The sequence below is a fragment of the Streptomyces sp. CBMA29 genome (genome assembly GCF_014596445.1).
Classification (GTDB): domain Bacteria; phylum Actinomycetota; class Actinomycetes; order Streptomycetales; family Streptomycetaceae; genus Actinacidiphila.
Genome location: NZ_MECL01000127.1, coordinates 1 through 11,680, shown reverse-complemented (window position 1 = coordinate 11,680; position 11,680 = coordinate 1). Strand labels below are relative to the sequence as shown.

Genomic DNA, 11,680 nt, shown 5'->3' with positions numbered 1-11,680 from the left:
GCCGCCGAGCGCGGCGCCGAGGCCGACGACGGCGCCGACCAGCGGCGCGGCCAGCATCCCGCCGCGCGCCGCCGCCCGGTCCCAGCGCGTCACCGTCACCGGCAGCACGCTGAGCGTGCCGAAGGCGAAGCGCAGGGCGTCGCCCACGGTCGCCCCGCCGTCGGGCTCGGGCTCGGGCGCCGATTCGGACGCCGATTCGGACGCGGATTCGGTCACCGCGTGAGGCTATCGCGCCAGTTCAGCGTGGTCCCGGCCGCCGTCGCCCGAAGAGCCGTCACCCGAGGAGCCGTCACCCGAGGAGCCGCCGCGCGACCGCCGCCGTCGGACCCACCACGTCTCCGCCCCGAACAGCAGCAGCACCGCCACAATCGCCGTCAGGTGCTCGTAGCCCGCGAGATTGGCCAGCGAGAGCACCTCGATGACCAGTCCCAGGACCACCGCCGCCGCCGTCCACCAGGCCCGGTAGCGGCACGTGACGTACACCCCGAGGGCGACCACCGCGGCGGAAGGACCGGTGTCGCGGCCGATCAACTCGGCGACGGGCAGGCCGAGGAAGCCATTGGGGCCGACCCAGTAGGAGTACCGGGCGAAGGCCGTACCGGCGAGGGTGGTGAACAGCGCGATGGCCAGGGTGCGGCGCCAGCCCAGCGTGATCTCGGCGATCCCGAAGACCACGATGACCTGGATGACAAGACCCCAGATCGGCAGCGTCGGATCGGGGACGAACAGCGAGAGCGGGGTGCGGAGCAGCGCCTTCCACCACGGCAGGGTGCAGTAGATGCCGCCCAGCCGGTCCACCCAGTCGCTGATCCCCTGCTGGTGCTGGACGAGTTGGAGGCCGAGGATGCCCACGCAGGACCACAGCGTCAGCGGAAGCGCGCGCAGGCCGCGGGCCCACAGCCGGGCGCGTACGTCGGACGCCAGCTGCCCCCACTCGGCGCGCGCGAACTCCCGCACCTGCCCGCCCGTACTCACCCCGCCTCCGTCGGACCGGGAACCCTCGCGGAACCCCTCACCTGGCGGTGAACCGTTCTCTGCGGCGCAGCGGCGACGGCATTCTGGGCGCTTCGAGGAAACCCTCGGCGCGGGCGCCCGCGATACCGATCCGGGGCAGTTCGCTGGATTTGCCGAAGAGCAGATAGCGGGGCTCCCAGACCGGGCGGAATTTGGCGTTCGCCCGGTACAGCGACTCGATCTGCCACCAGCGCGAGAAGAACGTCAGCAGCGACCGCCACACCCGCAGGACGGGCCCCGCGCCGAGCCGTGAGCCGCGCTCGAAGACCGAGCGGAACATCGCGAAGTTCAGCGAGATCTGCTCGACGCCGACCTCGTCCGCCCGCTGGACGAGTTCGATCACCATGTACTCGATCAGCCCGTTGTCCGCGCCCCGGTCACGCCGCATCAGGTCCAGCGAGAGCCCGCGCGGACCCCACGGCACCAGGCTCAGCAGCGCCCTGGGCACGCCGTCGCCGTCGTGACACTCGACCATCACGCACTGCCCGTCACCCGCGTCGCCAAGCCGCCCCAGCGCCATCGAGAAGCCGCGCTCCGTCCCGCCGTCCCGCCACCGGTCGGCCCGTTCCAGCAGCGCCGCCATCTCCGCGGCCGGGATGTCGGCGTGCCTGCGGACGCGTACGGTGCAGCCGGAGCGCGCGACCCGGTTGTACGCCTGCCGGACGGTCCGCATCGCGCGGCCGTCGAGGGTGAACTCGGCGGTGTCCACGATGGCTTCGTCGCCCAGTTCCAGCGCGTCCAGGCCGTGCCGGGCGTAGACCGTACCGGCCTCCTCGCTCGCGCCCATCACGGCGGGCACCCAGGCGTGCCCCGCCGCCTCCGCCAGCCACGCCTCGATGGCGCCGGGCCACGCCTCGGGGTCGCCGATCGGGTCGCCGGACGCCAGCGACACACCGCCCACCACCCGGTAGGCGATGGCCGACTTGCCGCTGGGCGACCAGATGACGCTCTTGTCGCGGCGCAGCGCGAAGTAGCCGAGCGAGTCGCGGTCGCCGTGCCGGTCGAGCAGGCCGCGCAGCCGCTCCTCGTCCGCCGGGCACAGCAGCGCCCGGCCGCGCGGCGAGCGGAAGGCGACGAAGAGCGCGAGCAGGAAGAGCAGGGCGCTCATGGCGTTGATGACGACGTCCACCCAGCCGGGCGTGGAGATGGTCAGCGAGCCGCTGTCGTCAGGCACCAGGGACACCAGCCGCAGGACCGCGTAGCCGAGGCAGTCGCCGAAGCCCGCGCCCTGTTCGTCGTTGGTGACCGTGACCAGCGCGGTGCCGAGCAGCGCGGCCAGCGGCAGACCGGCGGCGGCCACCAGGGCCGCGTCCCGCGGGTTGGCCGGGTCGCCCTTCGCCCGGAACTCGCCGCGGCCGACGAGCAGCGCCGCCAGGAAGGCGGCGGTGAGCGCCAGCGAGATCCAGTTCTGGGCGTGCCGGTGGATGTCGGGCCACACCATGCTGACCGACAGCGCGGCCAGGAACAGCCCGCACAGCACCAGGTTGAGAATCCACGCGGCGCGCTTGCGGCGGCGCATGGTGACGGCCAGGAAGAGCGCGAAGGCGCCGGAGGTGAAGCCCGCGCTCAGCAGGTACGGGGTGAAATAGTCCTCGACGTTGTGGCGGCGGATGTCCTGGCCGAAGGAGACCCAGACGGCGCCGAGGAGATTCACGCAGGCGACGGTGCGCAGGTAGCGGACGGCGAAGGTGGCCGCGCGTCCCGGACACGCGTGAGGGCGCGGCTGTGTGCTGGTGGTGCTGCCCGTTCCCATAGGAGGGGATTTTATGACGTAATGCCCGAATTACGGGTGCGGCTTGCCGCTCGGGGCGGTCGTGCTGCGCGTGCTACGAGGCCGGGTCGGCTTCCGGCTGCGGCTCGGGGGCGAGCTCCGGCTCCGGCTCCGGCTCCGGGTCCTTCTCTGGCTCCGGGTCCGGGTCCGGGTCCGGCTTCTCCGCCGGGTACGGGAGTTCGGCCGACAGCGCCGCCGCGGCCTGGAGGAGGGGGAGGGCCAGCAGGGAGCCGGCCGCGCCGCCGAGGTGCACGCCCTGGTCGAGCAGCGGTTCGAGGGAGATCCGGTCCAGGGCCTTCGCCTGGCCCGGCTCGCCGCTGGCGTGACCCGCCAGCCACCAGTCGGGTGCCCGGAAGGCGATCCGCTGGGCGACCAGCGCGCACGCGGCGCTGACGACTCCGTCGAGGACCACCGGGAGCTTGCGGACCGCCGCCTGGAGCAGGAAGCCGGTCATCGCGGCGAAGTCGGCGCCGCCGACCGCGGCCAGCAGCGCGAGCTGGTCGCCGAGGACCGGGCGGGCCCGGCGCAGCGCGTCACGGATCGCGGCGCACTTGCGCATCCACGCGAGGTCGTCGATGCCGGAGCCGCGGCCGGTGACGACGGAGGCGTCCGTGCCGCACAGCGCCGCGATCAGTACGGCGGCGGGTGTCGTGCCGCCGACGCTCAGGTCGCCGAGGAGTACGAGGTCCGTGCCGGAGTCCGCCTGCTCGTCCGCGACGGTCATGCCGACCCGGAACGCCTGCTCGGCCTCTTCCCGGGTCAGCGCGTCCTCGATGTCGATCCGGCCGGAGCCGCGGCGCACGCGGTGCGCCGTCACGTAGTCCGGCAGCTCGGACGGGTCGCAGTCCAGCGCCATGTCGATGACGTCGACGTGCGCGCCGTACTGGCGCGCCAGCACACTGGCCGGTGCGGTGCCGTCCAGCACCGCCTTCACCAGCTCGGCGGCCGTACCGGCCTTCCGCGCCGACACCTCCAGCGAGGCCACGCCGTGGTCGGCCGCGAAGATCAGCGCCCGCGGCGCCGCGATCGGCCCGGTCGGCAGCTCGCCGCGCACCGCCGCCAGCCAGTCCGCCAGCTCGGCCGGTTTCCCCAGCCCTCCCGCCGGTCGCACCAGCTTCTGCCAGCGCTCCTGCGAGTCCCGTCGAACCCCAGCGTCGGGCCGCTCCACGAGGGAGCCGAAGTCGTCCAAGTCGATGCCGCTCACCCGTGGAACCCTACCCTTCCGCCTGACGGCGGCCTTCCGGGGTACAACCCCCCGCGCCCCGTGCCGGGGCGGGCGCCCTCTTCCGCCCCGGGTTCCGTGCGCCCCTGGGTGGGGCGGACCGCTTTTCGCCCGGGTGGGCGGAGTCTTTGGGGGCGCGGGGAACTGCGCGGCCGGCCCACGACGGTGGCGATGGTTACCACCGGCCCCAGCGGGGCGGATGCTGTTGTTTCCCGACCACCGGGCCGGTGGTGGGTTGCTCGCGCAGTTCCTCGCGCCCCTGAGGGGGCGGGCCCTCTTCCGCCCAGGGCTCACCGTGTCCCCTGCCGGGACGAGAGCTGTAAGGCACCGCCGGTCCCGGTAGGGGCAGGAGCGGGTTTCCGACCACCGGGCCGGAGGCGGGTCAGCGGAGGGGGAGGGGGAGTCCGGCCACCAAAAAGAGAACGGCTTCGGATTCGGCGGCGACGGCGGCGTTGAGACGGCCGAGCTCGTCGCGGAAGAGGCGGCCGGAGGGGTGGGAGGGGACGACGCCGGAGCCGACTTCGTTGGAGACGGCGACGACGGTACGGGACGTGCGGCGAAAGGCGGCGACGAGCTCGGCGGCACGGCCGCGGACCTCGTCGAGGGAAGCCCCCGGCGCCCACGCGTCGGCCTTGTCGAGGACGGACGTGAGCCAGAGGCCGAGGCAGTCGATGAGGAGGGGCGGGCCGGGAGCGGTCAGCAGGGGGACGAGGTCGCAGGTCTCCTCGGTGCGCCACGAGGCGGGCCGGCGCTCGCGGTGGGCGGCCACCCGCCGCGCCCACTCGTCGTCGCCGTCGCGTGACCCCCCGGTGGCGACGTAGAGGACGCCGGGGAAACCGGCCAGCCGCCGCTCGGCCTCGGCGGACTTGCCCGACCGGGCCCCGCCCAGCACGAGGGTCCGGCGCGGGATGTCCGGCACCTCCTGGTAGTCGCCGACGGTCAGCGTCGTACCGTCAGGGACCGCGCGGGCCCCGAGGGCGGCCAGCCGTCGGCCCAGCTCCGGCCGCGGCGGCGCCCCGTGGTCGAGATGGACGACGACCACGTCGGTCGTCGGCCCGACGGCGCCCGCGGCGCGCAGCCGGGCGAGGGCGTCCGGCCGTCCGACGGCGTCGAGCAGGACGAGGTCGTACGGCGCCTGCCCGTCCGGCGTCCCGGCGGGCGCGCCGCCCGGCGGGAGATAGAGCACGCGCAGCCCGTCGGGGGACTCGATGGCGTACCCGGTGCCGGGCGCGTCCATGGCCACGGCCTGCACGTGGTGCCCGGTGATCAGCGCGAGCCGCTGCCCGTCGGGGACGCGGGTCGGGGCGGGCAGCCCCGGCGGGATCTCCACGGCCGGGCCGTCGTGCGGGTGCGAGAGCAGCACCAGGCGCAGCCCGCCGAGGGTGTGCCCGGCCCGCGCCGCGGCCAGCGCCACCCCGGGCGTCAGGTCGAGCAGCACCACACCGTCCACCAGAACGGCGGTCGCGCCGCGCGCGCCCGCGCCGACGGCGACCGCGCACGCCGCGCAGGGGCAGTCGGGCAGCGGCAGCCCCTCGGGGCCGCCCGTGCCGAGCAGAGTCAGTTCCACGGGACGATCGTCTCGCGTCCCGCCGCGCCGGGCGCGCGGGGTCCGCCATGCGGAGACTCCCGGTACGGCGAGGACTCCCGATACGCTGCGGTGCAGGCGGCACGCACCCTGTGATCCCCGCAGCTCGCGGCGGCGGGAACGGGAGTGCGGGCGGCACGGTGGACCGACGGGACCGAGGAGAGACACATATGGCGTGGACGTGGCGGTTCGAGAAGGCCGACGGCACCGAGGTGCAGCCCGCGGTGCAGCCCGAGGAGTTCACCACACAGGGCGACGCGGAGTCCTGGGTGGGCGAGGTCTGGAAGGAACTGCTGGAAGGCGGCGCCGACCAGGTCCACCTCTTCGACGGCGACACCAAGATCTACGGCCCGATGAGCCTGCACGGCGACGAGGACTGACCTCGGGGCCGGTCCGGGACGACGGCGGTGCCGCACCCGCGCATGGGGTGCGGCACCGCCGTCGTCATGCCGTACCGCGCTCACAGCGAGCCCAGCGTGACCTCCACGGTCTTCGCCGCCCCGTCCTCCTGGTAACCGACCTGGACCTTGTCGCCCGGCTTGTACGAGGCCAGCGCCTCGGTCAGCGTCTGCGCCGTGGTGATCGCCGTCGAGCCCAGCTTGGTGATCACGTCGCCCGCCTTGAGCCCGGCCTTCTCGGCGCCGCCGCCTTTGGTCACCGAGACGATCGCGGCGCCCGCGGGCTGGAGCCCGTTGTCCACGACGCCGCGCACGGTGATGCCGAGCGCCGCCCGGCCGGAGTCCACGACCTTGCCGTCCTTGATGATCTGGCCGGCGATCCGGGTGACCGTCGAGGACGGGATCGCGAAGCCGATGCCGGGCGCCGAGCCGCTGCCGAGCTGCGGGTCGGTCGCGGCCAGCGTCGGGATGCCGATGACCTGGTTGGCGAGGTTCACCAGCGCGCCGCCGCTGTTGCCCGGATTGATCGACGCCGAGGTCTGCACCATGTCGGGGATGGTCGCGCCGGTCCCGCCGCCCGTGGCGCCCTCGCTGACGGTGCGGCCGGTCGCCGACACGATGCCCTCGGTGACGCTGCTCGACAGGCCCAGCGGATTGCCCATCGCCAGCACGATCTGGCCGACCGCGACCTTCGAGGAGTCCGCGAAGGTCGCCGGGTGCAGACCGTTCGGCGGCGACGACAGCCTGATCACGGCCAGGTCCTCGGCCGGGTAGGTCGCCACCAGGGTCGCGGCCAGCGCCTTGCCGCCGGTGGCCAGGTTGACCTGGAAGCTCTTCGCGGTGCCGACCACATGGGCGTTCGTGACGATGTCGCCCTTGTCGTCGTACACGACCCCGGAACCGAGGTCGGACGATGTGGTGATCTGCACGACCGACGGCAGTACGTTCTTCACGGTGTTCTCGTACGACGTCTGGAGGTCGTTGCTCCCCGACGAGGACGTGTCGGCCGCGGGCGCCACCGTGGCGGGGGCCGACCTCGCCGCCGAGCCGGAGTCGGAGCTGCAACCGGAGGCGAACATCGCCGTCGCGCAGACGGCCGCGGCGCCGGGCAGCAGGAACCGGGTGCGGTGCCAAGGGGTACGCGATCCACTCATGCCTGAATTGTCGCGTTTACGGCTGCCCCTGACCCGGTCCGCACGGCCAAACGGGTCTCGCCCCCGCAGGGACACCGTCCTTTGTCCTGGCCTCCACACGGGCCTTCACGCGGGCCTCCCCCCGGGCCTCCACACGGGCCTCCGTCCGGGCCTCCCCCCGGGCCTCCGTCCGGGCCTCCCCCCGGGCCTCCGTCCGGGCCTCCACACGGGCCTCCGTAGGGACCTTCACGCGGGTGCGCTCAGCAGCGCACGCCGCACAGGTGCAACAGCGCGGCCACCGCGCGGTACGGATCGGTCCGCCCGGCGGCCTCCTCCGCGTCGAGCAGTTGGGCCAGTTCGTGCGGGTCCTGCGGGGGGCGCGCGCCGTCGGGCGCGGTGTCGGTGAAGACCCGCACCCCGTACCACTCCTGGAGGGGCACGCCGATCCCGGCGAGCGTGGCCGTGAGGCGTTCGCGCCGGTCGGCGCGGGTGGTCAGGCCGAGCCGGTTGGTGTAGCCGGTGGCGCCGACCGCGCCCAGGGCGCCCGACCAGTCGCCGAGCAGCCCCGGCCGCATGGCCAGCGCGTCGCCGTTCCGCACGAGCAGCGAGAGCAGGCCGCCGGGGGCCAGCACCCTGGCGAGCGCGGCGAGCAGCGGCTCGGGGTCGGGCACGTACATGAGCACGCCGTGGCAGAGCACCACGTCGAAGCAGGCGGGCCCGAAGTGGCGGCCGGTCTGGCGGCCGTCGCCGCGCAGCAGCGCCATCCGGTCGCGTACCTCCTGCGGCTCGGCGGCGACCGCGGCCCGCAGGGAGGTGAGCATCGCCGGGTCGGACTCCAGACCGGTCACGATGTGGCCCGCGCGGGCCAGCCGCAGCGCCTGGGTGCCCTGGCCGGGGCCGATGTCCAGGACGCGCAGCGACCGCTGGCGCCGGGCGTGCGCGCCGCCGCTGGGCGGGAAGTGCGCGGCCAGGCGCTCGTCGAGCTGGCGCGAGACCAGCTCCTGCCTGACGGTGTTCCGCAGGCCGTCGAGTCCGGCCAGCCAGTTGCCCGCGCCGCCGGAGAAGCCGCCCGCGCCGGGCGGCTCCGCGGCGGGAACCCGGGGCGGGACGGGCACACCGGCCGCCGGAGTACCGAAGCCGTACGCGCCGCCCGGATACGCCGACCCGTACGGCGTCACCACGCCGAAGGACCCGGCGGACGGGTCACTCCCGCCCGGAGCGGGCGCACCGAAACCGGCGGCGTCGGCCGCCCTCGCGTCGTTCAGAACCCGCCGCCGTTCAGAGCCGGTCGCCGTTCAGAGCTCGTCGCCGCGCCGCACCTGCGGCTTGGGCAGCCGCAGACGCCGCATCTGGAGGGTGCGCATCAGCCCGTAGGCGACGGCGCCCTTGTGGCTCTTGTCGGGGAGCCGCTTGCGCAACTGCTGGCGCAGCCGGAACGAGGTGATGAACGAGTCGACCACGATCGCCACGATCACGACCAGCCACAGCAGCAGCGACAGGCTCTGCAAGGAGCCGATGATGCTCATCACGAGGATCAGGACCGCGACCGGCAGGAAGAACTCGGCCACCCGGAACCGCGAGTCGACGTAGTCACGGGTGAACTTGCGCACCGGCCCCTTGTCCCTGACCGGCAGATACCGCTCGTCACCACCGGCCAGTGCCTGGCGCTGCTTGGCCATCTCGGTGCGGCGGGTGTCGCGGGCCTGCCGCGTGGCCGCCTTGCGGTCGGTCGGCGCGGTGACGGCCTTGCGGCGCTGGCTCTGGGCCTCACTGCGCTTGGGAGTGGGGCGACCCTTGGGAGCCTGCGGGTCACGTACCTGGTCCTCGATCACCGCGGTGGTCGAGACCTGCTCATCTTCGGAACGACGTCGGAACACACCCCCAGGTTACGTGGTTCCCGGGCCCGGCCCCAGCCCCTCACCTACTCCTTGGGCCTGAGGTCACCGAACCGTGATCGTCCCTACGGATGACCGCATCCGCACCCGAACAGTGCGGTAATGGAACCAGGGCCCGTAGGCTGGGGTCTGTAGAGGTGCTGAGGCATGCTGGAGCAGTTGCCGGAGAAGGGGGCGCGCGAGGCCCATGAGCGGTGTCATGAAGCGGATGGGACTGATTTTCCGCGCGAAGGCCAACAAGGCCCTGGACAGGGCCGAGGACCCGCGCGAGACGCTCGACTACTCGTACCAGAAGCAGCTCGAACTGCTGCAGAAGGTACGGCGGGGCGTGGCGGACGTCGCCACTTCCCGTAAGCGGCTCGAATTGCAGCTCACGGAGTTGCAGAAGAAGTCGTCGACCTACGAGGACCAGGGGCGCAAGGCGCTTGCGCTGGGCCGTGAGGATCTGGCCCGTGAGGCGCTGTCGCGCCGGGCCGCCCTCCAGCAGCAGGTCGCCGACCTGGAGACGCAGCACACCACGCTCCAGGGCGAGGAGGAGAAGCTCACGCTCGCCTCCCAGCGGTTGCAGGCCAAGGTGGACGCCTTCCGTACGAAGAAGGAGACCATCAAGGCCACGTACACCGCGGCCCAGGCGCAGACCCAGATCGGTGAAGCCTTTTCCGGCATCTCCGAGGAGATGGGCGACGTCGGCATGGCGATCCAGCGTGCCGAGGACAAGACCGAGCAGCTCAGGGCCCGTGCGGGCGCTCTCGACGAGCTGCTGGCCTCGGGCGCGCTCGACGACCCGAGCGGTCTGGCCAAGGACGACATCCAGTCCGAGCTCGACCGCCTCTCCGGCGGCAGCGACGTGGAGCTGGAGCTCCAGCGGATGAAGGCCGAGCTGGCCGGCGGCAGCGCGCCGCAGGCGATCGAGGGCGGGCAGGGCGGTCAGGCCGCCGCGCCCGAACCGCAGGACACCCCGCGGTTCGACAAGCAGTAGGTCCCACCAGCGGTGGGTCGTGACCAGCGAGAGGTCGTGACCGGCGGTCGATGGAGACATCGGCCCGCACCGCAGCAGTACGCAGGACAGGCAAGCTCGGCCGCCGGGCGGCGACGTCAGCAGGGTTACGGAGGAGGCCGTCATGATCGTACGGATCATGGGGGAGGGCCAGGTCGGGCTCGACGAGAGCCATCTCGGCGAGCTGAACAAGCTGGACGACGAGCTGCTCGCCGAGGTCAGGAACGGGGACGAGGAGGGCTTCCGGCGCACGCTGGGCGCCCTGCTCGACGCGGTCCGCCGCTTCGGCGAGCCGGTGCCCGACGACTCCCTGGAGCCGTCGACGCTGATCCTGCCGTCGCCCGACGCGAGCCTCGAAGAGGTCCGTGAACTGCTCAACGACGACGGACTGATCCCGGGCTGAGGGCGGAGCACCGGGCGGGTACGGGGCGCGCCGGGCTTCCCGTACCGTTGCCTACCGTGCAGTATCCGCTTCCGCCGAGGAATCCTCTCGTGGGCCCGAGCCGTTGGCTGCGGGCGCACCAGGGGACGGCTGACGCGGGTCTCGCCGCCGTCGTCTTCGCGGTGATCCTGGCCGGCACGGTGGCCGGGATCCAGACGTACCGGCTCGGCCTGGTCGACACCGCGCTCGCGGCGCTGGCCTGCGGGTCGCTCGTCCTGCGCCGCCGCGTCCCGTGGGCGGTGCTGGTCTTCACCTGCGCGCTCTCCGCGGTCTTCATCGCGCTGCGCCCGGTCGACGGCCGCATCCCGGTGATCTTCGCGGTGGCCCTCGCCCTGTGCACCGTCGCCGCCCGCACCGACCGGCACACCACCTGGATCACCGGCCTGCTGGTCAGCGTCGGACTGACCGCGCTGGCCATGTCCTGCGGCCCGGGGCCCTGGTACGGGCAGTCCAATTTCGGCGTCTTCGCGTGGACGGGCATGGCCGCGGCGGCCGGTGACGCGGCCCGCAGCCGCCGCGCGTACGTCGCCGCCGTCGAGGAACGGGCGCTGCGCGCGGAACGCAGCCGCGAGGAGGAGGCCAGACGGCGGGTGGCGGAGGAACGGATGCGGATCGCCCGCGAGCTGCACGACGTGGTCGCCCACCACATCGCCCTGGTCAATGTGCAGGCCGGGGTCGCCGCGCACGTCATGGACAGCAGGCCCGACCAGGCCAAGCAGGCCCTCGCGCACGTCCGCGAGGCGAGCCGGTCCGCCCTGCACGAACTGCGCGCCACTGTCGGCCTGTTGCGCCAGTCAGGAGAGCCCGAGGCGCCGATGGAACCGGCGCCGGGCCTGGCCGTCCTCGACCAGCTCCTCGACGGCTTCCTGCGCGCCGGGCTGCGCGTCACCGTCGAATGCGCGGTGGACGGCCACGAGGTGCGCGAGGACGCGCGTGAAGGGCCGGGGGAGCGGGGCGGGAGCGCGGCGGAGGACCCGGCCGTGCCGCCGCTGCCCGCCAGCGTCGACCTCACCGCGTACCGCGTGATCCAGGAGTCGCTCACGAACGTGCAGAAGCACGCGGGCCCCGGCGCGGGCGCCGTCGTCCGCATCCGCCGCGAGCCGGGCGTGCTCGAAGTCGTGGTGGACGACGACGGCGCCCCCGGCGAGGCCGCCTCACTGCTCCCGTCCGGCGCGCTGCCGGGTCCCCGGCGCGGCAGCGGCGCGGGCGGTACGGGCGTTTCA

Annotated in this window: 11 protein-coding genes and 1 pseudogene; 4 read left to right on the top strand and 8 right to left on the bottom strand. The window is 73.7% G+C overall.

The annotated features are described in order from the left end of the window. From BGM09_RS18210 to BGM09_RS18190, 5 genes and pseudogenes are all read right to left on the bottom strand, one after another. Window positions 1-147: pseudogene (locus BGM09_RS18210) on the bottom strand (adenosylcobinamide-GDP ribazoletransferase); the annotation flags it as partial. Window positions 148-225: 78 nt separating this feature from the next. After that, window positions 226-975, bottom strand: a complete 750-nt coding sequence (locus tag BGM09_RS18205) for a hypothetical protein (protein ID WP_317452763.1) — start codon at window positions 973-975, stop codon at window positions 226-228. Between the two features lie 37 nt (window positions 976-1,012). Next, window positions 1,013-2,767, bottom strand: a complete 1,755-nt coding sequence (locus tag BGM09_RS18200) for a phosphatidylglycerol lysyltransferase domain-containing protein (RefSeq protein WP_188282679.1) — start codon at window positions 2,765-2,767, stop codon at window positions 1,013-1,015. A gap of 73 nt (window positions 2,768-2,840) precedes the next feature. Next, the gene (gene cobT, locus BGM09_RS18195; RefSeq protein ID WP_188282678.1) at window positions 2,841-3,989 is read right to left on the bottom strand and encodes a nicotinate-nucleotide--dimethylbenzimidazole phosphoribosyltransferase; all 1,149 of its coding nucleotides are present in this window, start codon (window positions 3,987-3,989) and stop codon (window positions 2,841-2,843) included. Window positions 3,990-4,389: 400 nt separating this feature from the next. Next, complete coding sequence (locus tag BGM09_RS18190) at window positions 4,390-5,574, bottom strand: bifunctional adenosylcobinamide kinase/adenosylcobinamide-phosphate guanylyltransferase (protein ID WP_188282677.1); 1,185 nt, start codon at window positions 5,572-5,574, stop codon at window positions 4,390-4,392. Between the two features lie 188 nt (window positions 5,575-5,762). Between BGM09_RS18190 and BGM09_RS18185 the strand changes: the two genes are divergently transcribed. Next, on the top strand, window positions 5,763-5,972 hold the full coding sequence (locus BGM09_RS18185) for a hypothetical protein (RefSeq protein WP_188282676.1): 210 nt from the start codon (window positions 5,763-5,765) through the stop codon (window positions 5,970-5,972). Window positions 5,973-6,052: 80 nt separating this feature from the next. Here the strand turns inward: BGM09_RS18185 and BGM09_RS18180 are convergent, their stop codons facing one another. The 3 genes from BGM09_RS18180 to BGM09_RS18170 form a co-directional block, all read right to left on the bottom strand. Then, window positions 6,053-7,144: a S1C family serine protease gene (locus BGM09_RS18180; protein ID WP_188282675.1), complete on the bottom strand. Its 1,092-nt coding sequence runs from the start codon at window positions 7,142-7,144 to the stop codon at window positions 6,053-6,055. A 239-nt stretch (window positions 7,145-7,383) separates the two neighbouring features. Continuing rightward, complete coding sequence (locus tag BGM09_RS18175; protein WP_188282680.1) at window positions 7,384-8,163, bottom strand: methyltransferase domain-containing protein; 780 nt, start codon at window positions 8,161-8,163, stop codon at window positions 7,384-7,386. A 255-nt stretch (window positions 8,164-8,418) separates the two neighbouring features. Beyond that, window positions 8,419-9,000 (bottom strand): DUF3043 domain-containing protein, encoded by a 582-nt coding sequence (locus BGM09_RS18170; RefSeq protein ID WP_188282674.1) that lies wholly within the window; start codon window positions 8,998-9,000, stop codon window positions 8,419-8,421. A 205-nt stretch (window positions 9,001-9,205) separates the two neighbouring features. Between BGM09_RS18170 and BGM09_RS18165 the strand changes: the two genes are divergently transcribed. The 3 genes from BGM09_RS18165 to BGM09_RS18155 form a co-directional block, all read left to right on the top strand. After that, entirely contained in the window at window positions 9,206-9,997 is a 792-nt protein-coding gene (locus BGM09_RS18165) for a PspA/IM30 family protein (RefSeq protein ID WP_188282673.1), read from the top strand. Between the two features lie 142 nt (window positions 9,998-10,139). After that, window positions 10,140-10,418, top strand: coding sequence for a PspA-associated protein PspAA (gene pspAA / locus BGM09_RS18160; protein WP_188282672.1), 279 nt, complete (start codon window positions 10,140-10,142; stop codon window positions 10,416-10,418). An 89-nt stretch (window positions 10,419-10,507) separates the two neighbouring features. After that, the coding region (locus BGM09_RS18155) for a sensor histidine kinase (protein WP_317452762.1) at window positions 10,508-11,680 on the top strand (1,173 nt) is incomplete at its 3' end.

What these genes read in the sequence shown, in the direction of transcription:
- BGM09_RS18200 (WP_188282679.1), bottom strand. Translation starts at nt 2,767, where the DNA reads ATGGGAACGGGCAGCACCACCAGCACACAGCCGCGCCCTCACGCGTGT.
- BGM09_RS18185 (WP_188282676.1), top strand. Translation starts at nt 5,763, where the DNA reads ATGGCGTGGACGTGGCGGTTCGAGAAGGCCGACGGCACCGAGGTGCAG.
- BGM09_RS18180 (WP_188282675.1), bottom strand. Translation starts at nt 7,144, where the DNA reads ATGAGTGGATCGCGTACCCCTTGGCACCGCACCCGGTTCCTGCTGCCC.
- BGM09_RS18165 (WP_188282673.1), top strand. Translation starts at nt 9,206, where the DNA reads ATGAGCGGTGTCATGAAGCGGATGGGACTGATTTTCCGCGCGAAGGCC.
- pspAA (WP_188282672.1), top strand. Translation starts at nt 10,140, where the DNA reads ATGATCGTACGGATCATGGGGGAGGGCCAGGTCGGGCTCGACGAGAGC.